This is a genomic window from Desulfonatronum zhilinae (assembly GCF_900182865.1).
GTDB lineage: Bacteria > Desulfobacterota > Desulfovibrionia > Desulfovibrionales > Desulfonatronaceae > Desulfonatronum > Desulfonatronum lacustre.
Genome location: NZ_FXUJ01000002.1, coordinates 58,619 through 79,283 on the forward strand (window position 1 = coordinate 58,619; position 20,665 = coordinate 79,283).

22 protein-coding genes and 2 tRNA genes are annotated in these 20,665 nt (G+C 60.7%); 19 read left to right on the forward strand and 5 right to left on the reverse strand.

What is annotated here, in order from left to right:
• Positions 1 to 20: 20 nt before the first annotated feature.
• The 3 genes from AC559A_RS02640 to AC559A_RS02650 all read left to right on the forward strand — a co-directional run bounded on the left by AC559A_RS02640 (position 21) and on the right by AC559A_RS02650 (position 3,700).
• On the forward strand, positions 21 to 1,046 hold the full coding sequence (locus AC559A_RS02640) for an aspartate-semialdehyde dehydrogenase (RefSeq protein ID WP_498816111.1): 1,026 nt from the start codon (positions 21 to 23) through the stop codon (positions 1,044 to 1,046).
• 299 nt (positions 1,047 to 1,345) lie between these two features.
• On the forward strand, positions 1,346 to 2,290 hold the full coding sequence (locus tag AC559A_RS02645) for an aminotransferase class IV (RefSeq protein WP_498816113.1): 945 nt from the start codon (positions 1,346 to 1,348) through the stop codon (positions 2,288 to 2,290).
• Positions 2,291 to 2,365: 75 nt separating this feature from the next.
• A complete protein-coding gene (locus AC559A_RS02650; RefSeq protein ID WP_498816115.1) occupies positions 2,366 to 3,700 on the forward strand; it encodes a 3-deoxy-D-manno-octulosonic acid transferase in 1,335 nt (444 codons plus the stop codon).
• On the opposite strand, the gene AC559A_RS02655 is transcribed toward AC559A_RS02650, so the two are convergent.
• Positions 3,672 to 4,778, reverse strand: coding sequence for a glycosyltransferase family 9 protein (locus tag AC559A_RS02655; protein ID WP_028572585.1), 1,107 nt, complete (start codon positions 4,776 to 4,778; stop codon positions 3,672 to 3,674). The two genes, AC559A_RS02650 and AC559A_RS02655, sit on opposite strands and share 29 nt — an antisense overlap.
• A gap of 48 nt (positions 4,779 to 4,826) precedes the next feature.
• On the opposite strand from AC559A_RS02655, the gene AC559A_RS02660 reads away from it, so the two are divergent.
• Positions 4,827 to 6,593 (forward strand): ABC transporter ATP-binding protein, encoded by a 1,767-nt coding sequence (locus AC559A_RS02660; protein WP_028572584.1) that lies wholly within the window; start codon positions 4,827 to 4,829, stop codon positions 6,591 to 6,593.
• A gap of 109 nt (positions 6,594 to 6,702) precedes the next feature.
• On the opposite strand, the gene mgtE is transcribed toward AC559A_RS02660, so the two are convergent.
• Positions 6,703 to 8,079 (reverse strand): magnesium transporter, encoded by a 1,377-nt coding sequence (mgtE, locus tag AC559A_RS02665; protein WP_028572583.1) that lies wholly within the window; start codon positions 8,077 to 8,079, stop codon positions 6,703 to 6,705.
• Between mgtE and AC559A_RS02670 the strand changes: the two genes are divergently transcribed.
• Entirely contained in the window at positions 8,078 to 8,236 is a 159-nt protein-coding gene (locus tag AC559A_RS02670) for a hypothetical protein (protein ID WP_156932946.1), read from the forward strand. The two genes, mgtE and AC559A_RS02670, sit on opposite strands and share 2 nt — an antisense overlap.
• A 217-nt stretch (positions 8,237 to 8,453) precedes the next feature.
• Here the strand turns inward: AC559A_RS02670 and AC559A_RS02675 are convergent, their stop codons facing one another.
• Positions 8,454 to 9,545, reverse strand: a complete 1,092-nt coding sequence (locus AC559A_RS02675; RefSeq protein WP_498816118.1) for an NAD(P)H-dependent flavin oxidoreductase — start codon at positions 9,543 to 9,545, stop codon at positions 8,454 to 8,456.
• Positions 9,546 to 9,764: 219 nt separating this feature from the next.
• On the opposite strand from AC559A_RS02675, the gene AC559A_RS02680 reads away from it, so the two are divergent.
• The 14 genes from AC559A_RS02680 (at position 9,765) to AC559A_RS02745 (ending at position 18,906) form a co-directional block, all read left to right on the forward strand.
• Positions 9,765 to 10,640, forward strand: coding sequence for an Mrp/NBP35 family ATP-binding protein (locus tag AC559A_RS02680; protein ID WP_051434624.1), 876 nt, complete (start codon positions 9,765 to 9,767; stop codon positions 10,638 to 10,640).
• A gap of 86 nt (positions 10,641 to 10,726) precedes the next feature.
• Complete coding sequence (locus AC559A_RS02685) at positions 10,727 to 11,632, forward strand: NAD(P)-dependent oxidoreductase (RefSeq protein WP_028572581.1); 906 nt, start codon at positions 10,727 to 10,729, stop codon at positions 11,630 to 11,632.
• 58 nt (positions 11,633 to 11,690) lie between these two features.
• Positions 11,691 to 12,431, forward strand: coding sequence for an adenosylcobinamide-GDP ribazoletransferase (locus tag AC559A_RS02690; protein WP_498816119.1), 741 nt, complete (start codon positions 11,691 to 11,693; stop codon positions 12,429 to 12,431).
• Positions 12,432 to 12,434: 3 nt separating this feature from the next.
• Positions 12,435 to 12,878 carry a flagellar export protein FliJ gene (fliJ, locus tag AC559A_RS02695; RefSeq protein WP_028572579.1) on the forward strand — a complete coding sequence of 148 codons (444 nt, stop codon included), beginning with the start codon at positions 12,435 to 12,437 and terminating at the stop codon, positions 12,876 to 12,878.
• Complete coding sequence (locus AC559A_RS02700; RefSeq protein WP_028572578.1) at positions 12,838 to 13,494, forward strand: MotE family protein; 657 nt, start codon at positions 12,838 to 12,840, stop codon at positions 13,492 to 13,494. Before fliJ ends, AC559A_RS02700 begins: the two co-directional genes overlap by 41 nt.
• Positions 13,495 to 13,691: 197 nt before the next feature.
• Positions 13,692 to 14,474 carry a tRNA pseudouridine(38-40) synthase TruA gene (gene truA, locus AC559A_RS02705; protein ID WP_498816122.1) on the forward strand — a complete coding sequence of 261 codons (783 nt, stop codon included), beginning with the start codon at positions 13,692 to 13,694 and terminating at the stop codon, positions 14,472 to 14,474.
• 72 nt (positions 14,475 to 14,546) lie between these two features.
• Positions 14,547 to 15,398 carry a pantoate--beta-alanine ligase gene (panC, locus tag AC559A_RS02710; protein WP_498816123.1) on the forward strand — a complete coding sequence of 284 codons (852 nt, stop codon included), beginning with the start codon at positions 14,547 to 14,549 and terminating at the stop codon, positions 15,396 to 15,398.
• Positions 15,399 to 15,426: 28 nt separating this feature from the next.
• Positions 15,427 to 15,765: an aspartate 1-decarboxylase gene (panD, locus tag AC559A_RS02715; RefSeq protein WP_245590051.1), complete on the forward strand. Its 339-nt coding sequence runs from the start codon at positions 15,427 to 15,429 to the stop codon at positions 15,763 to 15,765.
• A gap of 26 nt (positions 15,766 to 15,791) precedes the next feature.
• A complete protein-coding gene (locus tag AC559A_RS02720) occupies positions 15,792 to 16,445 on the forward strand; it encodes a DUF502 domain-containing protein (protein WP_051434622.1) in 654 nt (217 codons plus the stop codon).
• A 13-nt stretch (positions 16,446 to 16,458) separates the two neighbouring features.
• Positions 16,459 to 17,628: a methionine adenosyltransferase gene (gene metK / locus AC559A_RS02725; protein WP_028572573.1), complete on the forward strand. Its 1,170-nt coding sequence runs from the start codon at positions 16,459 to 16,461 to the stop codon at positions 17,626 to 17,628.
• A gap of 66 nt (positions 17,629 to 17,694) precedes the next feature.
• A complete protein-coding gene (locus AC559A_RS02730) occupies positions 17,695 to 18,270 on the forward strand; it encodes a DciA family protein (RefSeq protein WP_051434621.1) in 576 nt (191 codons plus the stop codon).
• A 19-nt stretch (positions 18,271 to 18,289) separates the two neighbouring features.
• Entirely contained in the window at positions 18,290 to 18,637 is a 348-nt protein-coding gene (locus AC559A_RS02735) for a hypothetical protein (RefSeq protein WP_028572572.1), read from the forward strand.
• Positions 18,638 to 18,741: 104 nt separating this feature from the next.
• A tRNA-Gln gene (locus tag AC559A_RS02740) sits at positions 18,742 to 18,815 on the forward strand.
• 13 nt (positions 18,816 to 18,828) lie between these two features.
• Positions 18,829 to 18,906: transfer RNA gene (locus AC559A_RS02745), tRNA-Glu, on the forward strand.
• Between the two features lie 221 nt (positions 18,907 to 19,127).
• Here the strand turns inward: AC559A_RS02745 and AC559A_RS02750 are convergent.
• Both AC559A_RS02750 and AC559A_RS02755 read right to left on the reverse strand, forming a co-directional pair.
• On the reverse strand, positions 19,128 to 19,415 hold the full coding sequence (locus AC559A_RS02750) for a hypothetical protein (protein WP_498816126.1): 288 nt from the start codon (positions 19,413 to 19,415) through the stop codon (positions 19,128 to 19,130).
• A gap of 159 nt (positions 19,416 to 19,574) precedes the next feature.
• Complete coding sequence (locus AC559A_RS02755) at positions 19,575 to 20,657, reverse strand: hypothetical protein (RefSeq protein WP_498816128.1); 1,083 nt, start codon at positions 20,655 to 20,657, stop codon at positions 19,575 to 19,577.
• Positions 20,658 to 20,665 lie beyond the last annotated feature (8 nt).

Here is a 20,665-nt window from a genome sequence, read left to right on the forward strand (position 1 = left end):
ACAACAAGGAGCAACACGATATGCATGCCAAGCAGTTGCGAGTCGGCGTGGTGGGCGCCACGGGAGCCGTGGGCAGGGAAATGCTCAAGACGCTGGAACAGCGGGAATTTCCGGCGACCAGTGTTCGTGCCCTGGCTTCCTCCCGGTCCGCTGGCCAGGAAATCCCGTTCATGGGCGGCCAATTGACCGTGGAAGAACTTGACGAAAATTCTTTTCACGAGCTGGACTTGGCGCTCTTTTCCGCTGGGGGGGGGACGTCGGAAAAGTACGCGCCCATCGCCGTCCGATCCGGGTGCGTGGTGGTGGACAATTCCAGCGCCTGGCGCATGGATCCGGAAGTCCCTTTGGTGGTTCCGGAGGTGAACCCGGACGATTTGGCCCGGCATAAGGGAATCATCGCCAATCCCAACTGTTCGACCATCCAGATGGTCGTGGTGCTCAAGCCTCTGCACGACGTCGGCAAAATCAAGCGGGTGGTGGTCTCCACCTACCAGGCCGTTTCCGGGACCGGCCAGAAGGCCATCAAGGAGATGGAGACCCAGGTTCGCCAGATGTTCAACATGCAGGAACCCGAGGCCGAGGTGTATCCATACCAGATCGCTTTCAATTGCCTCCCGCACATCGACGTCTTCCTGGACAACGATTACACCAAGGAAGAAATGAAGATGGTCCTGGAGACCCAAAAGATCATGGGCGACGAGACCATCCGGCTGACCGCCACCACGGTCCGGGTGCCGGTGTTCTATGGTCACAGCGAGTCCGTGAACGTGGAGACCGAAATGAAGATCACTCCGGCCGAGGCCCGGGTGATCCTGGCTCAGGCTCCGGGCGTGCAGGTCTTGGACAATCCCAGGGAGAAAATCTATCCCATGCCCATCCACGCCGCGGGGGAGGACTTGACTTTCGTCGGCCGCATCCGCGAGGACGAATCCATTGCCAACGGACTGAATCTGTGGGTCGTGGCGGACAACCTGCGCAAAGGCGCGGCCCTGAACGCCGTGCAGATCGCGGAGGCGCTGGTGGAGCGGGACCTGATCAGGGTTTAGCAGTTGAAAAACTCCCAATTGCTGCGTCGCTGCAAAAAGTTCAAACTCTCACGTATCAGTAAATACGTTTCGACCTTGATTCGATTGCCAGGACGGCAAATCGAAAATGTGGCGCAGCCACAGCCCGCAAGGGCCGGACACAGGACGTGTCCCGGTAGCTTTTTTTGCTCCTTGCACTTGGGGTTTTTGAACGGACTGTCGAGTTAGGACTTTTTCAACACTCACTAACTGGTTCTCGTTTTTCGCGGCCCGACTTTCGGGCCGCATGACATTGTATGGGACGAATTCGGAGTAGGATGATGCTTACCGTCGTTAACGATTCAGATGCCTATCTGGAGCGGCTGCTCCAGGCCCCCAGGCCGGGGATCGGCGAAGTTACGGCCTTTTACGATCACCGGGTCGGCGTGATCGGCACGGACCCGCGGCTGATGGTGCTGCCCCTGGACGACCACATGGTCCACCGGGGAGACGGGGTTTTTGAGACCATGAAATTCGTGGAGCGCAAGCTCTACCAGCTTGATCCGCACGTGGACCGGCTGATGTTTTCGGCCCGGTCGATTTTTCTGGAGCCGCCCTGCCCCTGGGAGGACCTGAAGACCATGATCGTGGACGTGGCCCGGGCCGCGAATACGGACCAGGGGATGGTGCGCATCCTCCTGGGACGCGGGCCCGGAGGATTCGGCATCGACGCCCGGGAATGCCCCAAGGCCGGCCTGTACATCGTGGCCTATGCCCTGCATCCGCGGCCCGAGTCCGCCTATGAAAAAGGCGTCACGGCCTCGCGCTGCTCCATGCCCGCCAAGCGCGGCCTGATGGCCAAGATCAAGAGCGTCAACTATCTGCCCAACGTGCTGATGAAGCGCGAAGCCGTGCAATCGGGCTGCGACTATTCCCTGTGCTTTGACGACGACGGATTCCTGGCCGAAGGGGCCGTGGAAAACGTCTGCCTCGTGGACGCCCAGGGACGCCTGGTGGTTCCGGAGCTGAACAACGCTCTGACCGGGACGACTCTGATGCGCGCCCTGGATGCGGTCAAGGACGAAATGCCGGTGGTCTTCCGCCAGGTCACGGAGGACGACGTCTACCTGGCGCGGGAGGTGATCCTTCTGGGCACGACCATCGACGCCCTGAGCGTGGTCCGCTTCAACAAGAAGCCCATCCATGACGTGCGGCCGGGGCCGGTGAGCAAAAAAATGCGCCGGTTTCTGATCCAGGATCTCCAGGATAACGGCATTGCCCTGTAGCCGAGCCTGTCCCAAGTCTCACGCGGTCCGAGGCAATCTCCTGACCAAGCCGTCTTGGTTGCGTTGAAACGGCGCATGCTCCTGCTCTATCGCCTGCTTTTCCCCGTTGCCCTGCTGGCGGCCCTGCCGTTCTACCTGCCGCGGATGCTTCGCCGGGGCGGCTATGCCCGGCACTTCGGCCAGCGTCTGGGGCGGGTGCCGGTACTGCCGCCCCAGCCTGCCGGAGTGCGCCGGATATGGATTCATGCCGTCAGCGTCGGTGAGCTGCAAGCCCTGGGGCCGCTGCTGGAGTTGTTGCGCGAGGAGCATCCGGCGATTCAAATCGTGATGACCACCACGACCAGCACGGGCTACGCTCTGGCGGAACGCAAGTACGAGCCGTATTTGACCTACCTCGGCTATTTTCCGGTGGATTTCTGGCCGATCAGCCGACGGACCTGGAGTCGACTTCAGCCGGACCTGTGCCTGCTGATGGAGGGGGAAATCTGGCCGGAGCACCTGCATCAAGCCCGGCTCCGGGGAGTCCCCACGGTGTTGATCAATGCCCGGCTCTCGGAGCGGTCCTTTCGCCGCTGGCACGCTTTGCCGCGTCCGCTGCGCGAACCCTTCGCCATGCTGTCACGGATTGTGACCGCCTCGGAGGAGGACGGGCGGCGCTTCGCGCGACTGGGGATCACGGAAGATCGCATCGTGACCAGCGGAAACCTCAAACTGGATATGACCCCGGCCCCGATCCTGGTTTCCGCGGAATTGGAGCAGTTGCGTACGGACCTGGGCCTGGGTCTGGAGGCGGGGGGGGATCGTGCGGACTGCGAAGACCCGGCACGCCCTCTGGTTTTAGCTGGAGCCTCCACCTGGCCGGGGGAAGAAGAAATGCTTCTCCGGGTGGCCTGCAAGCTCACGGACCACGGGCTGCCGTGCAAGCTCCTGCTGATCCCCCGACACGCCGAACGTCGGGCCGAGCTGAGGGGTTTGCTGATCAAGGAGGCCGTCGCCGCGCACTTTCGCTCTTCCGGTTTGGCCGAAGGTCCGGTGAATGTGGCCGTGGCCGACACCACCGGAGAGATGGTCGTTTTGCTCCAGGCCGCGGATGTGGTCTTCGTGGGCAAAAGCATGGCCCCGCACAAGGGAGGTCAGAACCCCATCGAGGCCGCGGCCTTGGGCAAACCCGTTCTGTTCGGCCCGAACATGCAGAATTTCCGGGCCGTGGTCGATTCCATGCTCGCGGCAAAGGCCGGCCAGGTCGTCCGGGATGAAACGGAAGTGTTCGACACTGTGGCGATGCTGTTGCGCGATCAGACCGCGCGGCGAGACATGGGCCGGGTGGCCAGGAACTGGCACCGAGCCGGGAAGGGAGCTACGCGGCGGACCGTGGACGCGATCACCCGCTTTCTTGAGCCAAATCGCTGAGTTGTATCCGGATGGCCTCCAGCACCGCCCCCAAGGCCACCTCGGGCCGAAGCAACCCCATGTCGCCACCAGGCGCGCACAGGACACGATTGCGTCGGTCGTCTCCGGGATACGGGCGGTACTTGGCCGGGGCCGTGGGACCGAACAGGGCCAGGGTCGGCACGCCCATGGCCGCGGCCAGGTGCAGCGGCCCGCTGTCGTTGCCGACCACCAGACGGGCCTGGGCGATGAGCCAGGGTAATTCGGAAAGGGAGGTTTGCCCGGTCATGTTCAGAAAACGCGGAGTGTTCGATTCCGAAAAGCCCGCGAGACCGGAGGGACTTGGCACGGCATGGGCTCCGGCCCAGGCCGCGAAAGCGTCGGGTAGGGCGTCGAGCAGCAACTTGGTCAGCGCCGCATAGCCCGGCCAATTTTTTTCGGGCCGACTGCTTTCGGGAAACAGCAGGATCGGGCCCGAAGTCTGGTTTGAGGTCTGGCCTGGCGTCGGGCTTTTCGTGGAAAGCTCTGGCGATCCGGGGCGGTCTGCGTGAACGTTGTCGCGAAGGGTTCCGGGCGGCATTTCCGGCAAACGTCCAAATAACCGGAAAGGCGATCGGGAGGGCGACCGGAAAGGCAGCCGGGCGACGACATTCCTGGGCAAGCCCAAAAGAGGCAGAAACTCGGCCAAGACGTCCACGGCGTGGGCGTCGCGGCCGGCGGTTGGCAAGGGCGTGCGCCGATGGTAAGCGATCCTCGCCCCTTCACGGGCGTCGTCGCGACCGACGACCACGTCGGCCCGGGCCGCCAAGGCGATCAGTCCGCTACGGGCCAGGCCCTGCATGTCCAGGACATGGGAATAGCGCCGTTTGCGCACGGCGCGGATCAAGCGCAGAAACCCCGTTGGCCCGCCATGGCGCTGGAAGAGCAGGACGTCGTCCACCACCGGACAAGCCGCCACCAGCGGCGCGAAAACGTCCCGGCAGACCCAGTCGATCCGGGCCTCCGGAAATCCGACCTTGATCATTTGGGCGACGAGTAGTCCGTGAACGATGTCCCCGAGGGACGAAGGCTTGATGATCAGAACCGTGGGAGAATGCATGACGATACTATATACCGATGGAGTACTTGCAGGGGGTGACGCGCTACGATGCGAGTAAAGCAAAGCGAAGGATTGTTCAAACGTTTTCTGCCCTATTTCGCCCTGCTGGGCGCGGTGCGGCTGCATTTCGCCGCGGCCATCTTTTTCGGGGTAATCTTCGGCATAGCCAGCGGCTTCGGGCTACCCTTCATGGCCGACCGGGTTTTTCCGGTCATTTTCGGTCCGGAACCGCCATCCACGGCCATGCTGCTGGCGGTGACCGCGCTCATTCCCGTCGTCTTTCTGATCCGCGCGGCCAGCGGCTTCCTGAACGTCTATCTGATCCACTACTGCGGCGGGAAGGTGTTGGAAGCGCTGCGGGTGCGGGTCTTCAGCAAACTGCAGGAACTGCCGCTGGCCTTTTATCAGAAGAACAAAAGCGGCGACCTTCTGGCTCGGGTGGTCAACGATACCGGGCAGTTGCAGGGGGTGGTGACCACCGTGGCCAACGACCTGATCAAGCAGCCGCTGACTTTTGTCGGAGCCCTGGGCGCGGTGGTCTACCTGTCCATGAAGCAGCAGGACCTGCTCTTCGTGCTGCTGGCCTTGCTACTGGTGCCAATTTGCATCCTGCCCATCCGGATCATCGGCAAGAAACTGCTCCACCGGGCGCACCGGTTTTTGGCCCAGACCGCAGACCTGACCACCATTCTGAACGAAAACCTCACGGCGACCAAGGAAGTCCGGGCCTTCGGCCTGGAAAAGCGGGAAATCCGCAAGTTCGAGCAAGCCGCCCAGAGTCTGTTCCACTGGGCCATGAAGGTGGTCAAGTATTCGAACATTCTTTCCCCGACCATCGAAGTGGTGGCCGCCGTCGGGGTGGCCGGGGCCGTGTTTTATGCGGCCTCCAGAGGGGTCAGCCTGGAGACGATCCTCCCCTTGATTTTCGCGCTGTACATGGCTTACGAGCCGGTCAAAAAACTGGGGCGGATCCATAATGAAATCCGCAAGGGCGAAGCCTCCCTGGAGCGCCTGGAGTATATTCTGAACACCGAGGACACGGTCCCAGATCCCGAAATTCCTCAGAGCCTGTCACTGGGCCAGGTGCGCGGGGAAATCCGTTTCGAGCGGGTCTTTTTCGCCTATGAGCAGGGCATCCCGGTGCTCCAGGACGTCAACGCGACCATTGCTCCCGGCGAGGTGGTGGCCCTGGTGGGGCCCAGCGGGGCGGGCAAGACCACCTTCGCGAACCTGATTCCCCGGTTCTACGACGTTTCCGCGGGTGCGATCCATGTTGACGGCCTGGACGTGCGCGACGTGCGCAAGGAAGACTTGCGCCGGGCCATGGCCATCGTGCCCCAGGACCCGGTGCTGTTCAACGACACGGTGCGCTCCAACATTCTGGCCGGCAACCAGGACGCCCCGCCCGAGGCCGTGGAATACGCCGCGCAGCGGGCGTTCGCCCACGAATTCATCCAGGAACTGCCCCACGGATATGAAACCGTGGTCGGGGAAAAGGGCATGCGCCTTTCCGGCGGCCAAAAGCAGCGCCTGGCTCTGGCCCGGGCCTTCCTGCGCAACGCCCCGATCCTGATCCTGGACGAGGCCACCTCGGCCCTGGACGCAACCAGCGAGGAAATGATCCAGCAGGCCCTGTCCGGATTGATCCAGGACAAGACTGTGCTGATCATCGCCCACCGCTTCAGCACCATCCGGCTGGCGTCACGAATCTTCCTGTTCCAAAACGGTCGGATCAAAGCCACCGGGGACCACGAAAAGCTCTACATCACGTCCAACGTCTACAAGAAGCTCTATGATCAGCAGTATATGGCGTAGGCGATGAATGCTTGATTTTTCCCATCCCTATCCGCGAAATCCTTTTTTTCTCTTGGTCGTCGAGAGTGTTTTGCGGAGTTTCAGATCCGAAGGCGCTGCTCCCCTGGCTTTATACGACATGTTGCAGACCGAGATACCAGGTGGCGATGCCGAAATAAATTAAAATTCCGAAAATGTCGGCCAGGGAGGCGATCAGCGGGGCGCTGGCCGTGGCCGGGTCCAGTCGCAGGCGGGTCAGCAGGAAGGGCAGGGACATGCCCATCAGGCAGCCCATGAGGACGATGGTGACCATGCTCAGGGCCACGACCACGGTCACGTCCGGCCCGACCCGGAATATCCCGATCATGGACACCGCCATGCCCATGCACAGCCCGATGGCCAGGGCGATGAGGATTTCCCGGCTAAGCAGCTTGAACCAGTCCTTCATGTGGACTTCCCCAGTGGCCAGGGCGCGGACCATCAGCGTTGCGGATTGCGATCCGGCGTTCCCGCCGCTGCCGATGAGCAGGGGCAGGAAAAAGACCAGGGACACCACGGCCTGGATGGTGTGCTCGAAATAGGCGATGCCGGCCCCGGAAAAGATGTTCACGAAAACCAGGGCCAGGAGCCAGGGGACGCGCTTCAAGAAAAGGTAGTAGAGGTCCGCGGGCTTGAACCCGCTCAGGTCCGAGGCCGACGGACCGAACCCTTCGGCGATGGAGCCCATACGGTGGAAGTCCTCGGAGGCCTCTTCCTCAATGACGTCGTGGACGTCGTCAAAGGTGATGATTCCGATCAATGCGTCCTTTTCGTCGACCACCGGCACGGCCAGGATGTCGTACTTGGCCATGGTTTTGGCCACGTCTTCCTGGTCGTCGTCGACATGGGCGGTGACCGGGTCTCGGCGCATTACGTCCTCGACTTGCTTCTCCGGCGGCGCCATGATCAGGTCCCGTAGCGAGACCAGGCCGATCAAGCGACGCTCCTCGTCGATGACGTAGGTGTAGTAGATGGTCTCCTTGTCCGGGGCTTCCAGGCGCAGCTTGTCCAGGGCCTGCCGCGCGGTGAGGGACGGCTTGAGCACCGCGTAGTCCGAGGTCATGATCGCCCCGGCGGTTCCCTCTTCGTAAGCGCCCAGACGGATAATGTCCTCCCGCTCCGCCCTGGCCAGCAGCCGCAGGACGTTCTGGCGACGTTCTTCCGGGAGGAGCTGGATCAGGTCCACCCGTTCGTCGGAGAACATGTTGGTGATGATTTCCGCCAGCCGCTTGTCGGACAGGCGGAGCACGATGTCCACCTGCAGGTCCGCGTCCAGTTGTCCCAGAACTTCCGCGCTGTGGTGCGGAAAGAGGATCTCCAGGACCTGGGCCGCATCCTTCGTGGACAGCTCATCCAGGGAATCGGCCAGGTCGGCCGGGTGCAGGGATGCCGTGAAATCCCGGAGCGCTTTGGGATTTCCGGCCTCCAGGTACTCGTTCAGCGTCGAGATGATTTGTGGATCTTTCATGGAGCGCGTCCTGACCCGTGGTCCTGTGGCCCGTGGTCGTGAGCAGGGGCGCGCCGAAGAAGGGACTCCTCGGGAACGGACTACGCGCTGCTACTGCGTGGTTTCCCCGAAAAGCGGTGCGCCGTGCCGACTCGCGGGCAAGGCCGAGGGAGGTTGAGATTGTCGGGTGCTACTGCCACCTTCGTCCATTCGTATAGACTCCGTCTTGAGGTAATCGGAAACGGGCGTTTTGAAACCGGCCCGGAAAAAGGCGAAAAAAAACGCCATAACCAAGCAGATGGTTCGTAACTGGTTTCAGGCGTGAATTCAAGAGACACGAAAAAAGACGAGGCCACGACGCCTCGTCTTTTTCGTGTTCTCGACAACCGATGAGACTACGCCGACGCGGGGGCCGCGCAGGCGGCTTCGTACTCGGCCTCCAGGGATTCCATCAATTCCTTGACCGAAAGCAACTCTTTCACCCGGTGCGCCGTTTGTCCCGCGAAGGCGAAGCCGAGATTCAAACGCCCTTTTTTGGCGTTGGACAGAGCCTGGGCGATGCAATACGGGCTTTTCTTGACGTCGCAGGTGACGATGCAGTGGTAGGGGCATTTGTACGGCTTGCGTTTGCCTTCCTCCACATCGGCCAGGAACTGGTTCTTCAGGGCCCGACCGGGCATCCCCACCGGGCTTTTGATCACGGTGACGTCGCCCTCCTTGGCGTCGACAAAGGCCTGTTTGAAGGCCAAGTCCGCGTCGCACTCGTGGGTGGCCACGAAGCGGGTTCCCAGTTGGACCCCGGCGGCTCCCATACGCAGATACTTGCAGATGTCCGCCCCGCTGAAGATGCCGCCCGCGGCGATCACCGGAATGGCCCGTCCGTGTTCCTGCTCAAAGGGCTTGACCGCGTCGATCACTTGAGGGACCAAGGTTTCAAGCTGGTATTCCGGATCGTCCAACTGCTCGGCCTTAAAGCCCAAGTGTCCGCCGGCCAGAGGCCCTTCGACCACGAAGCCGTCCGGAAGATAGTTGAACTTGGAGAGCCATTTTCTGCACATGATGGCCGCGGCCCGGCCCGAGGAAACGATGGGAACCAGCTTGGTTTGCGAGTCCTCGGTGAGATACTTGGGCAGGTCGAAGGGCAGGCCGGCGCCGGAAAAGATGACGTCGATCTTCTCCTGGATGGAAGTTCGAACCAGGTCGGCAAAATTGCTCAGCGCGACCATGATGTTCACGCCGAGGATGCCTTTGGTCATTTCCTTGGCCTTGCGGATTTCCCGCTGCAGGGCGCGGATGTTGGCCTCGGCGTAATTTTTGGCCAGATCCGGCTCACTCATGCCGATCATGGCCGCGGAAATCACGCCGACTCCGCCCTGATTGGCCACGGCGGAGGAGAGGCCGGACAGGGATATGCCCACGCCCATGCCGCCTTGGACGATGGGAACCTTGGCAACCATGTCGCCAAAACGTAAACTGGGAAACGTCATGATGTGTTTGACCTCCAAATTAGGCGGACCGGGCCTTCCCCTGTCGACGAATCGGGGTTAGTGGCTGAACCGCGTTTGTCTCTTGTTTTGCGCGTGTTCTTATACCATTCTCGAGTCGTCGGCAATTCGTCCGGCCTTGTTCGTCCGGGCCGGGTACGCTTGCCTGAGACGCTTGCTTCAGATTGTTTTGCAAACCAACCATTGAGGAGATTTGAGATTATGAGCAACCATGCGTGCGAATCCTGCTCGGACAAGCAGGGATGCGGCGGGAAAAACGAGGAAGAGCAGGCCCTGTGCACTGCTTTGGCCAGGATCAAGAACAAAATCGTCGTCCTGTCCGGCAAGGGCGGCGTGGGCAAGAGCACGGTGGCCGTGAACCTGGCCCAGGCCCTGGCCATGGCCGGCATGAAGACCGGGCTGTTGGACGTGGACGTCCACGGACCAAGTCTGCCTCGGCTCCTCAGCCTGGGCGGAGAACGGGCCCGGCTGGATGCCGGGCGGCTGGAACCGCTCAGCGCCGGACCGAATCTGTGGGTCATGTCCCTGGGGTTTCTCCTGTCCAGCGCCAGCGAGGCCGTGATCTGGCGCGGACCGGCCAAGATGGGCGTGATCAAGCAGTTTCTGCGCGACGTCGCCTGGGGCGATCTGGATTATCTGGTGGTGGACTGCCCTCCGGGGACCGGAGACGAGCCGCTTTCCGTCTTGCAGCTTCTGGGACCGGAGGCCAAGGCCTTGATCGTGACCACCCCTCAGGGAGTGGCCGTGGACGATGTCCGCCGCTCCGTGACCTTCTGCGCCGAGTTGGGCAATCCGGTGCTGGGCATCGTGGAAAACATGAGTGGTCACGTCTGTTCCAAATGCGGCCAGGTGGAAAATATATTCGGTAGCGGCGGGGGCGAGGCCTTGGCCGGAGAGGCCGGAGTGCCGTTTCTGGGAAAAATCCCCCTGGACCCGGAAGTGGCCCGGGCCGGGGACGAAGGATTCGCCTTTTTGCGCGTCCACTCCGACGGCCCCACGGCTCAGGCCATGACCCGGATCATCGCACCCATCCTGGCCATGGCCGGAAGCCCGACGGAGAAGCCGCTTCAGGTTTGACGCTTGGCCGTGTTCGTCGCGTGAGAATCGCTGACGCGGCCCACGGACAATGCGATGTCCAATGCAATAAGCCAAGGAGGAAAACGATGACTAACGACATGAGTGTCGTGACGCCGGAAACTACGAGGATTGGATGGATCGGGACCGGGGTGATGGGGTTGTCCATGTGCGGGCATCTTCTGGACGCCGGATATAAGGCCGTGGTGTTCACCCGGACCAAGGCCAAAGCCCAAATCTTGCTGGATAACGGCGCGGACTGGGCCGACTCGCCCAAGGCCGTGGCCGAAGCCGCGGACGTGGTGTTCACCATAGTCGGCTTCCCTCCGGATGTCCGGGAAGTGTATTTCGGGGAACGAGGGCTGGTGGCCGGTTTGCGACCGGGCCGGGCCTGCGTGGACATGACCACCACCAGTCCCAGCCTGGCCGTGGAAATCGCCGAAGCCGCGCGGCAACGCCAAGCCACCGCCCTGGATGCTCCGGTTTCCGGAGGGGACGTGGGGGCGCGCAACGCCAAGCTGTCCATCATGGTCGGCGGGGACGAAACGACTTTTCAGGCCGTGCTTCCCCTGCTCAAACTGATGGGCGTGAACATCGTCCATCAGGGACCGGCCGGGGCTGGTCAGCACACGAAGATGTGCAACCAGATCGTCATCGCGGGGACCATGATCGGAGTTTGTGAAAGTCTGATCTACGCGGCGGCGGCCGGATTGGAGCCCACCAAGGTTCTGGAATCCGTGACCAAAGGCGCGGCCAACTGCTGGAGCCTGGAAAATCTGGCCCCACGCATTCTCAAGAGCGACTATGCCCCGGGATTCATGATCGACCATTTCATCAAGGACATGGGCATCGCCCTGGACGAGTCCCGGCGCATGGGCATCCATTTGCCCGGACTGGACCTGGTGGAACGGCTGTACAAGGAAGCCTCGGCCCTGGGTCACGGCCGCGACGGAACCCAGGCCCTGTATCAGGCCCTGAAAGCCATGAAGCCGTAGTCGCGTCCTTCTTAGTGGTTACGAATATTTGTTTATTATCAGACCCGCGAGGCGTTGCTTGCGAATATGGCATGAATTCATCTTGGCCGCCGGGTTTCTGACCCGGCTGGCTCCGGCCCGGATCGCCGACGCCGAAACCCTGGGTCGCGGGGTGCGTTGGTTCCCTCTTGTCGGGCTGTACCTTGGCTTTCTCGCGACGCTGCCCTTCATGCTCGGCCTGGGCGAGGGCCGCCCATGGGTTCAGGCTTGGCTGTGGTTGGGGCTGACCATGGTTTTGACTCGCGGCTTGCACTGGGACGGCTGGGTCGACCTGTGCGACGCCTGGGGCAGCGGGGCCCGGGGGGAGCGCTTCTGGGAGGTGCTCAAGGACAGCCGGATGGGAGCCTTCGGCGGCATGGGGCTGTTCATGGGGCTGACGGGGTACGTGATCCTGTTGCCGGAAATATTCGCCCATGGAGCGTGGGGAGTGCTGATCTGGGCTCCGGTCCTGGGGCGGACCGCGGCCGTGGGCCTGGCTTGGCGGACCCGTGAGCTGGGTCGACCGGGCCTGGCCGGGATTTTCCTGGCCGCGGCCACGGGCCGGCGTTTGGCCTGGGCCGTCGGGACGGCCTTGGCCCTGGGAATCGCGTTCGTGCCCTGGAAGGCACTCTTGTTCAGCGGCCTGCTGGGCTGCGCGGGCCTGCTGTTTTTGATCCGCCTGGCTCGACTCCGGGGCGGCGTCAACGGCGACTTCCTGGGAGCCGGAATCGTCTGGTGCGAGCTGGGCGTTTTTCTCGGATGGATACTCGCCGGTACATGAATCATGCCCAAGCCGTTTCATTTTTCCCTGGAAAACGTTCTGGACTACCGGCGTCAACTTGTGGACAATGCCCGGTTGGAGCTTGCGGCGGCTCAGCGAGACTATCAGACCCAGGCCCGGAGAGTCGAACAGCTCCGCGCCAAACAGGACGAAGCGGGCGCTCGTTTGGAAAGCCGTCACCTGCTGACGCCCGACGAGTTCTGGCTGTGGAGCACCTATAGGGAACGCCTTTTGCAGGATGTGCAGCGTGAAGAGTATCGACTGCAAAACCTGGCGAACCGGGTCGCCTCATGTCGGGGCGAACTGATCCAACGATCCAAGGACGCCAAGATTCTGGAACGACTTCGAAACAAAAAAGCCCTGGAATTCCATGCGCAAGAAAAAAGCAACGAGCAAAAGGACCTCGATGAAATGGCAACCATTCGGCATCAATATAAAGATTTCTAATCTTCTGGCCGCCGTGGCCGTACTCAGCTTGTGCAAGCTGATCTTCCTGGCCGTCTGGAGCGGAACCGACGTTTCGGATCATCCGGGAAGCGTCGTGGCCGAGGCCGTCCTGGCCACTACGAAACCGGCCCACGCCCAAGAAGGCCCGGCCGCGGAGATCCCCGGAGCGTGGGACGTGGCCCAGGCCGACGCACCGGGCCAAAACGCCGGGGCACCACGACAAATGGCGGCCCAGGGCGACCTCTCCGAGGAGTGGCAAAATCTGCGGCGACGTCAGGAGGAGGTTCAACGACAGGAGCAGACCTTGCGCGCTTTGGAAAACGAACTCGACGCCAAGCTGAATCGCCTCCAGGCGTTGGAGTCCCGGATTCAGGGCATGCTTGAGGAAGCGGATGTGCTCAAGGATCGCAAGATGAAACATCTTGTGGACGTCTACTCCAACATGAAGCCTCGTGAGGCGGCCAAGGCCCTGGAGGCGTTGGAAGAACCCGTGGCCGTCAAGATTTTGTCCGGGATGCGCGGTCGCAACGCCGGCGAGGTGCTCTCCTTCGTGGACGCGGAAAAGGCCGCTCGCCTGACCGAAGCCCTGACCAGGATGCAACTCCCTTTGCAGTAAGACCATTTCTCATTCAAAGCTTCTCTTTCGGTATCGGTATCGGTATCGGCATCGGGGTCGAATCAGGCTTATTGGCGAACAAACAGTATCAATCCCGATACCGATCCCGATCCCGATCCCGATCCCGACGCCGACCCCGATAACTGCATTTTCTTCAAGCGAAAAACGCATTGCCGAAGGAGAATTGGTAGAAGCCGGTGACGAAGATTGATCCCGCGATCCGCCTGAAGTTCCAGGTCGCCTACATCGGGACCGGATTCCACGGCTGGCAGCTTCAGGACGGTGCCCGTACGGTCCAGGGATGCCTGGAGGCCGCCTTGGAGCGACTGGCCGGTCGCCCCGTCCGGGTCCATGGGGCGGGACGGACGGACGCGGGAGTTCACGCCCTGGGGCAGGTCGCCCATGTGGACGTGCCCGCAAACCGCCGCGATCTCCCGTGGCAGCGTGCTTTAAACGCGCTTTTGCCCCCGGACGTGACCATTGTCCGCCTGGAGCAGGTTTCTGAAACCTTCCACGCTCGTTTCGACGCGATCCAAAAAACCTACACTTATACCCTCTGGCACGAACCGCGATGGCTGTTGCCCCAGCGCAGGGCCTATGTCTGGCAGGTCGGCGAACTGGACCGGGACGCCATGGCGCAATCAGCTTTGAAACTGCTTGGCCGCAGGGACTGGTCCGCGTTTCAAAATCGAGGCACTCCGGTCCGCAGCCCGGTGCGCACGGTGCAAGACATTCATGTCCGGGCTGGAATATATCCGCAAGAAAGCGTTTGGTTGTTCACCGCCGACGGCTTTTTGAAGCAGATGGTCCGCAACCTTATGGGCTGTCTGGTCATGGTCGGCAAGGGCCGATTGACCACGGACCAGGTCATGAACATTCTCGCGCAAGGGCGCCGTGAATCGGCTCCGGCAACGGCTCCGGCTCGTGGGCTGTGCCTGGAGCGGGTGGACTACCGGGACGGGTCTGGCGAGGTTTTTTGAATCCGGGTATTGTTGGACGCCGCGTCTGCAGACGGTTTGTCGCGACAAGCAACCACTATGGTGGAGGAGCGTATGAAAATCATCACCCAGCCGGACGAGATCCAATCCTGGACCATGCAGCGGCGCTGCGTCGGCGAACGTTTGGCCCTGGTGCCGACCATGGGCTTTTTTCATGAAGGGCATCTGGCCTTGATGCGCTGGGCCAAGGAACACGCTGACGCGCTTCTGGTCAGTCTGTTCGTCAATCCGACCCAATTCGGGCCGCGAGAAGACTTGAAGCTCTATCCGCGTGATCCGGAACGCGACGCCCGACTGGCCGAGGAAACGGGCGTGGACGTCCTGTTTATGCCCGAGGCCGAGGCCATGTTCCCGGAAGGTTATGCCACCTGGGTGGAAGCGCCGTCCCTGTGCCGCGGATTGTGCGCGGTGCAGCGGCCGACACATTTTCGAGGCGTGGCCACGGTGGTTGCCAAGCTGTTCGTGCTGACCAACCCGGCCTTGGCCGTTTTCGGAGAAAAGGATTGGCAGCAGTTGGCCGTCATCCGGCGAATCACAAGAGACTTGAATCTTCCCGTGGAGATACACGGCAGGCCGACGGTGCGTGAGTCCGACGGTCTGGCCATGAGTTCGCGCAACGTCAATCTTGGCCCCGAGGAACGGGCCCAGGCTCCGGCCATCCATCGCGGCCTGTTGTATGTAGCGCGGCTGGTCGGAGAGGGAGAGGCCGACGCAACCCTACTGCTGGCCGCCCTGGGCGAAATATATGACCGGGAAATACCTTTGGGCCATGTTGAGTACATGGCCGTGGTGGATCCGGATCAGCTCTATCCCGTGGAAGAGGTGGTCGGCCCGGTCCTGATCGCGGTGGCCGTGCGCTTCGCCAACGCGAGACTGATTGATAACATTTTGATTTCAAGAAAATAATGGGGATTCCATGGTGCGTCGCTGTTTCATGATCGGAAAAATCCATCGGGCCACGGTCACCGAGGCGCGGGTGGATTATGAAGGTAGCTTGTCCATTTGCCCGAATCTTTTGGAGGCCTCGGGCATTCTTCCGCATGAACGGGTGGACGTGTACAACCTGACCAACGGCGAGCGGCTGCGGACGTACGCCATTCTTGGCGAACCGGGTCAAATGTGCCTGAATGGGGCCGCCGCACTGAAGGGAGCCGCGGGCCACATGGTGATCATCGTCGCCTATGCCTGGCTCACCCTGGATGAATACGCGGATTTGCAGCCTAAGGTCGTGCTTGTGGACGCGGCGAACCGGATCGTCGAGCAGGCCGGTTGATCAGGCCCAGGTGGAGACCATCAGTGATGCTCAGAGACGCCCCCCCTCGCGGCCCATTGTCCAGGCTGAAGCACTTCATCAAGACGAACCTTCTGGCCGGGATCCTGTTTTTGACCCCGGTCCTGGCCACGTTCTTCTTCCTGCGCCTTCTGTTCAACTGGGTGGATGGATTCTTGCGCTTTCTTCCTCCACCTCTGCGGCCAGAAAATTTTCTGCCGTTCCGTATTCCCGGCTTGGGCTTGATCCTGGTGTTCGTTGTCGTCCTGACCACCGGATTTCTGGTCCGTAACTATCTGGGCCGCAAGCTGGTCAGCGTCTGGGACCGGATCATCGAAGCCATTCCCTTGGTCAACAAGCTCTATCTGGCGGTCAAGCAGCTGGTGGAGACCATCTTCAACCGTTCCCCCCAGGATTTTCAGCGGGTCGTCCTGGTTGAGTTTCCCAAGGAAGGCAGTTATGCTTTGGGGTTCGTTACCGGTGTCGCCACCGGCGAGACCCAACGCAAGACTAGTCTCAATGTTTTAAATGTTTTTGTTCCTACTACACCCAACCCTACATCCGGTTTTTTTCTGATGGTCCCTGAGCACTCCGTGATCCCCATGGAGATGGGCGTGGAAGACGCCTTCAAGTTGCTGGTTTCCGGCGGCATCATCAGCCCGGACAAAAAAAACATCCATTAAGGAGGAAAGACGCATGCACGGGAATACCAGTTCCTATCTCTTCACCTCGGAGTCCGTCACGGAAGGTCATCCGGACAAGGTCGCGGACCAGATCTCCGATGCGGTCCTGGACTGCATCATCGCTCAGGATCCCACGGCCCGTGTGGCCTGCGAAACTCTGGTGACCACGGGCCTAGCCTTCATCGCCGGTGAGATTTCCACCAACGCCTACGCGGATTTGCCCAAAATCGTCAGGGAAACCGTCCGGGAGATCGGCTACACGAGTTCCGAGATGGGCTTCGACGCGGACACCTGTGCCGTGATTTCCTCCATCGACAAACAGTCCGTGGATATCGCCATGGGCGTGGACCGAACCAAGCCCGAGGAACAAGGAGCCGGAGACCAGGGCATGATGTTCGGTTTCGCCGTGAACGAGACCGCGACCCTGATGCCTGCTCCAATATTCTATTCCCACAAGCTTTCCCGCCGCCTGGCCTATGTTCGCAAGAACAACATTCTCGACTTTCTGCGCCCCGACGGCAAAACCGAGGTCTGCATCCAATACGAGCAGGGCAAGCCCAAGAGGGTCGACAACGTGGTCATCGCCTGTCAGCATAACGAGAACATCGCTTACGCGGACCTGGTGGAAGCCATCAAGAAGGAAGTCATTTTTAAGAGCCTGCCCGAGGAAATGCTCGACGAAAAGACGCGGATTTTCATCAACACCACCGGACGGTTTGTCCTGGGTGGCCCTTTGGCCGACTGCGGGCTGACCGGACGCAAGATCATCCAGGACACCTACGGCGGCATGGGCAACCACGGCGGCGGAGCATTTTCCGGCAAGGACCCGTCCAAGGTGGACCGTTCCGGAGCCTACATGGCCCGCTACATCGCCAAGAACGTGGTCGCCGCGGGCTTGGCCGACCGCTGCGAAGTGCAGGTGGCCTACGCCATCGGCGTGGCCGAGCCCATCTCCACCCTGGTCACCTCCTGGGGCACCGGCGTGGTTTCCGACGAAGTGCTGACCAAGGCCGTACGCGAGGTTTTCGACCTGCGCCCGTTCTACATCAGCAAGCGCCTGGATCTGCAGCGGCCCGTCTACAAGAAGGCCTCGATCTATGGCCACTTTGGCCGTGAAGACGTGGACTTCACCTGGGAAACCACGGACGCCGTGGCCGATCTGCGCACCGCGGCCAAGATCTAGCATGATCGACGTCACGCGCCGCCAACCTTCGGCATGCCGGGCGGGAGGTACAACGGCGCGTGACGTTTGTTTTGCGGCCTTTTTGACATGACGTACCAAGCGCGCGACATCCTCCATGATTTTTGGAACAGGGCGGAGCGCCGATTCCAATGGCGGCTTGCCGAAATCTGGTCGTCCTGGCCCATTGTGGTCGGTCCCGAAATCGCGGATATGGCCAAGCCCTTGGGTCGCAACAAGACCACGCTGCTGCTGGGCGTTGAGGACCCCATGGTAATGCAGGAGATGCATTTCCACGCGCCGACGATTCTGCGAGCCGTCAATGCCGCCTTGGGAGAAAAAGTCTTTGACAAAGTCCGCCTTGATCTGCTAGGTGGCCGATCTTCCTTGGTCGCGGTAGCGGATGCAATGGGAACCGCTCTGCGGGAAGGGAAGAAGACCGCTTCGCGCTTTTCGCCGGAGATCTATGTGCAAGCAGGCGTGAGGCTGGAAGGAACGAACCACCCGGTTAAACGGTTTTCCGCCGTCCCAGCGCTTGAGCGTTGCTACCGGAAATATGTTCGATCGCTTGAACAGGTGAAATCGCGCAACAAAAGCGAACCGTGCGCGGCAACAACGAACCGGGTGGACGACCGCCCCGAGTGAGATAGTCAAGGAGAAAGGAATGAGTGAGGAAAAGAATATTGTTTTGAAAAAACCCTTGGACAAGATGACCGCCAAGGAACTTCGTGAATTGTGCATTTCTCAGATTCCCCAGATTACCGGGGCCAGCGGAATGGATAAAGACGCCCTCGTGGTCGCCGTGCGCGAAGCTCTTGGTTTCAGTACGGACGAAGAGAACAAGGGGCCTTCTCCGTATAAGGACCAGATTTGGTCGTTGAAGCGTCAGGTGCGCACGCTGCGCACTGAAAAAGATCAACTGCCCGGCACCCAGCGCAAGGACCGGAATCGCTTGCGCCGCAAAATTAATCTGTTGAAAAAGCGGACTCGCCGTTTGGCGGCTGCTGCATAGCGGATTCCGAAATATTTCTTTTCGGTCTTGAGTGGAAAAAAGGTTTTTTTCGCAAAAAATGTTGACAAACGGCCCCCTTTTGCATAGTTGTACGGACTTTGCGCTGGGGGATCGTCTAGCGGCAGGACTACGGACTCTGACTCCGTCAACCTAGGTTCAAATCCTAGTCCCCCAGCCACATCATACCCAGTGTCCCCATCGTCTAGCCTGGTCCAGGACATCGGCCTTTCACGCCGGTAACAGGGGTTCGAATCCCCTTGGGGACGCCAATTAAAATTAAAGGGTTACGGATTTTATCCGTGACCCTTTTTCTTTTCCCCCCACACTATCCCCCACATGCAAGGCAAAAATGGGCATCGTTCTGGAAGTCGCCGCCCTCGATCTGACACCCGGAGTCGGGACTCTCTCGCGGCGATTTCCTGGGCGATGATCCTGCCGGGAGGCCGGGGCTTGTCAAATAGACACCCCCCTTCAATCACCAGAGACGTGTTCAGCCTTGCCGATCCTTCAGATTCTCGAACAGGTGTTTCGACCTGCCCTTCAACTGTTCCACTCCCTGCTTCAAGTCTTGCCTGAGCGATTCGATCTCGGAGGGCGTCAAGAGACGATTGATTGAAGACACGGGGCCGTCATCGCCCCCTTTGGCCGGGGCTACAGTCAGCCCCTCAAACAGATGTTTCGATCTGCCCTTTAGCTGCTCGTGGGCCTCTTTCTTGTCTTTCCTGAGCGCTTCGATCTCAGATGGAGTCAAGAGACTATTGTCTTTGTCTGGCTGCATGGCGTGATCCTGGTGAAGGGTGAGGGGAGAAGCCCGGTGCAGCCGGTGAGGTTTGTGCTCATCCGGAGCTACGCAAGCCGCGCCTGTCTGTAGTCGTCGCGACCTGGGAGCGGGCTTCGAGGATCATTCAAGCATGGAAAGCAAGGCAACGGCAAGACCCTAATTCAAGAACCCAATCCGCCCGTCCGCAGCCTGGGCCACGGGCCGCCCGGTCTTCCTGTCAATCCCCGTCCGGACAACGTGTTGACCTTGCCCGGAGCGTTCAAGGACCGCGACTTCGCGCGCGAAAAGCTGGCCCTCTTCCGGGGTGAGCTGCTGGCCGTTCTCCATCTTTGCCTGCAAACCCTCAACCACCCGGAGCGCGTGTTGTACACGCACAGGCGGTTGCTCTCGCGCACGGGCAAAGTACTCACCGAGGCCGCCAATGACGCGCCGGCCATAATCCATCATGCTGCGACCAGCCTCCACAACCGCTTCCCCCGCGGGCCGCAACTGGACATCGTTCGTCATCCTTAACGGACTTGATCCAGCACCAGGGGCTTGCCTGGGCGCTGCCTGCCGGGATTCGTCCCTTCGCGTTTGCGCTTCGATCTCTTCCGGGGCGGGATTGTACCACGCCCGCTGCTCGGGTCGAAGACGATCCAGACCATCACGAACAGCCCGAACAGCCCGGCCAGGAGCAGAGATCACGCTTCGGGCCGCATTGTCCAACCCGGTTTGGAGCCGGATGCTCGCCGAGTTGGGGTCGTAGTTTTCCCTCCATAAGGCATCGAACTCGGCTTCAGTCATAGGAGGCTGGCGGTTCTCAGCTTCCCACGCGGCCAACTCTTCAGGGGAGGGAGGGGAAAGCCAGCCCTCGCGGTGATTCCGAAGCTCTTCAGCAGTCGGAGGGGAAAGCCAGCCGTCTTGTTCCTCACCAAAGGCCTCGTCAAAGGCTCGCTTTTGGCTCCTGTTCATGAACTCCGAATAGGATTCGAACAGATTGTTGACCAAAGCCTTTTGACGCTCCGGTGACTGCTGAAGGAATTCTTTGTCATTCTTCCACATGTGAACAACATCATGAGGATTTGGAAGGTTGTTATGCTCAGCGCTTCGTCTGAGCTTTGTGTTATCCAAGAAGTTCCAGAATTTCTTATCGTCATTTGGAACCCATTCGTCATCCCAGATAACAATGTTGGGGTTTGGTCTGGCTTGTTTCTGTCCGGAAGCCTTTGGACTCTCAACGGCAAAACTTGTTTCCATCTCAGTAC

Coding starts and splice junctions, on each gene's coding strand:
- AC559A_RS02640 (WP_498816111.1), top strand. CDS start 21: ATGCATGCCAAGCAGTTGCGAGTCGGCGTGGTGGGCGCCACGGGAGCC.
- AC559A_RS02755 (WP_498816128.1), bottom strand. CDS start 20,657: ATGGAAACAAGTTTTGCCGTTGAGAGTCCAAAGGCTTCCGGACAGAAA.
- panD (WP_245590051.1), top strand. CDS start 15,427: ATGATCGGAAAAATCCATCGGGCCACGGTCACCGAGGCGCGGGTGGAT.
- fliJ (WP_028572579.1), top strand. CDS start 12,435: ATGCCCAAGCCGTTTCATTTTTCCCTGGAAAACGTTCTGGACTACCGG.
- AC559A_RS02735 (WP_028572572.1), top strand. CDS start 18,290: ATGAGTGAGGAAAAGAATATTGTTTTGAAAAAACCCTTGGACAAGATG.
- AC559A_RS02750 (WP_498816126.1), bottom strand. CDS start 19,415: ATGCAGCCAGACAAAGACAATAGTCTCTTGACTCCATCTGAGATCGAA.
- metK (WP_028572573.1), top strand. CDS start 16,459: ATGCACGGGAATACCAGTTCCTATCTCTTCACCTCGGAGTCCGTCACG.
- AC559A_RS02700 (WP_028572578.1), top strand. CDS start 12,838: ATGAAATGGCAACCATTCGGCATCAATATAAAGATTTCTAATCTTCTG.
- AC559A_RS02645 (WP_498816113.1), top strand. CDS start 1,346: ATGCTTACCGTCGTTAACGATTCAGATGCCTATCTGGAGCGGCTGCTC.
- AC559A_RS02660 (WP_028572584.1), top strand. CDS start 4,827: ATGCGAGTAAAGCAAAGCGAAGGATTGTTCAAACGTTTTCTGCCCTAT.
- AC559A_RS02655 (WP_028572585.1), bottom strand. CDS start 4,778: ATGCATTCTCCCACGGTTCTGATCATCAAGCCTTCGTCCCTCGGGGAC.
- AC559A_RS02680 (WP_051434624.1), top strand. CDS start 9,765: ATGAGCAACCATGCGTGCGAATCCTGCTCGGACAAGCAGGGATGCGGC.
- AC559A_RS02650 (WP_498816115.1), top strand. CDS start 2,366: ATGCTCCTGCTCTATCGCCTGCTTTTCCCCGTTGCCCTGCTGGCGGCC.
- AC559A_RS02670 (WP_156932946.1), top strand. CDS start 8,078: ATGGAGCGCGTCCTGACCCGTGGTCCTGTGGCCCGTGGTCGTGAGCAG.
- panC (WP_498816123.1), top strand. CDS start 14,547: ATGAAAATCATCACCCAGCCGGACGAGATCCAATCCTGGACCATGCAG.
- AC559A_RS02675 (WP_498816118.1), bottom strand. CDS start 9,545: ATGACGTTTCCCAGTTTACGTTTTGGCGACATGGTTGCCAAGGTTCCC.
- mgtE (WP_028572583.1), bottom strand. CDS start 8,079: ATGAAAGATCCACAAATCATCTCGACGCTGAACGAGTACCTGGAGGCC.
- AC559A_RS02720 (WP_051434622.1), top strand. CDS start 15,792: ATGCTCAGAGACGCCCCCCCTCGCGGCCCATTGTCCAGGCTGAAGCAC.
- AC559A_RS02685 (WP_028572581.1), top strand. CDS start 10,727: ATGACTAACGACATGAGTGTCGTGACGCCGGAAACTACGAGGATTGGA.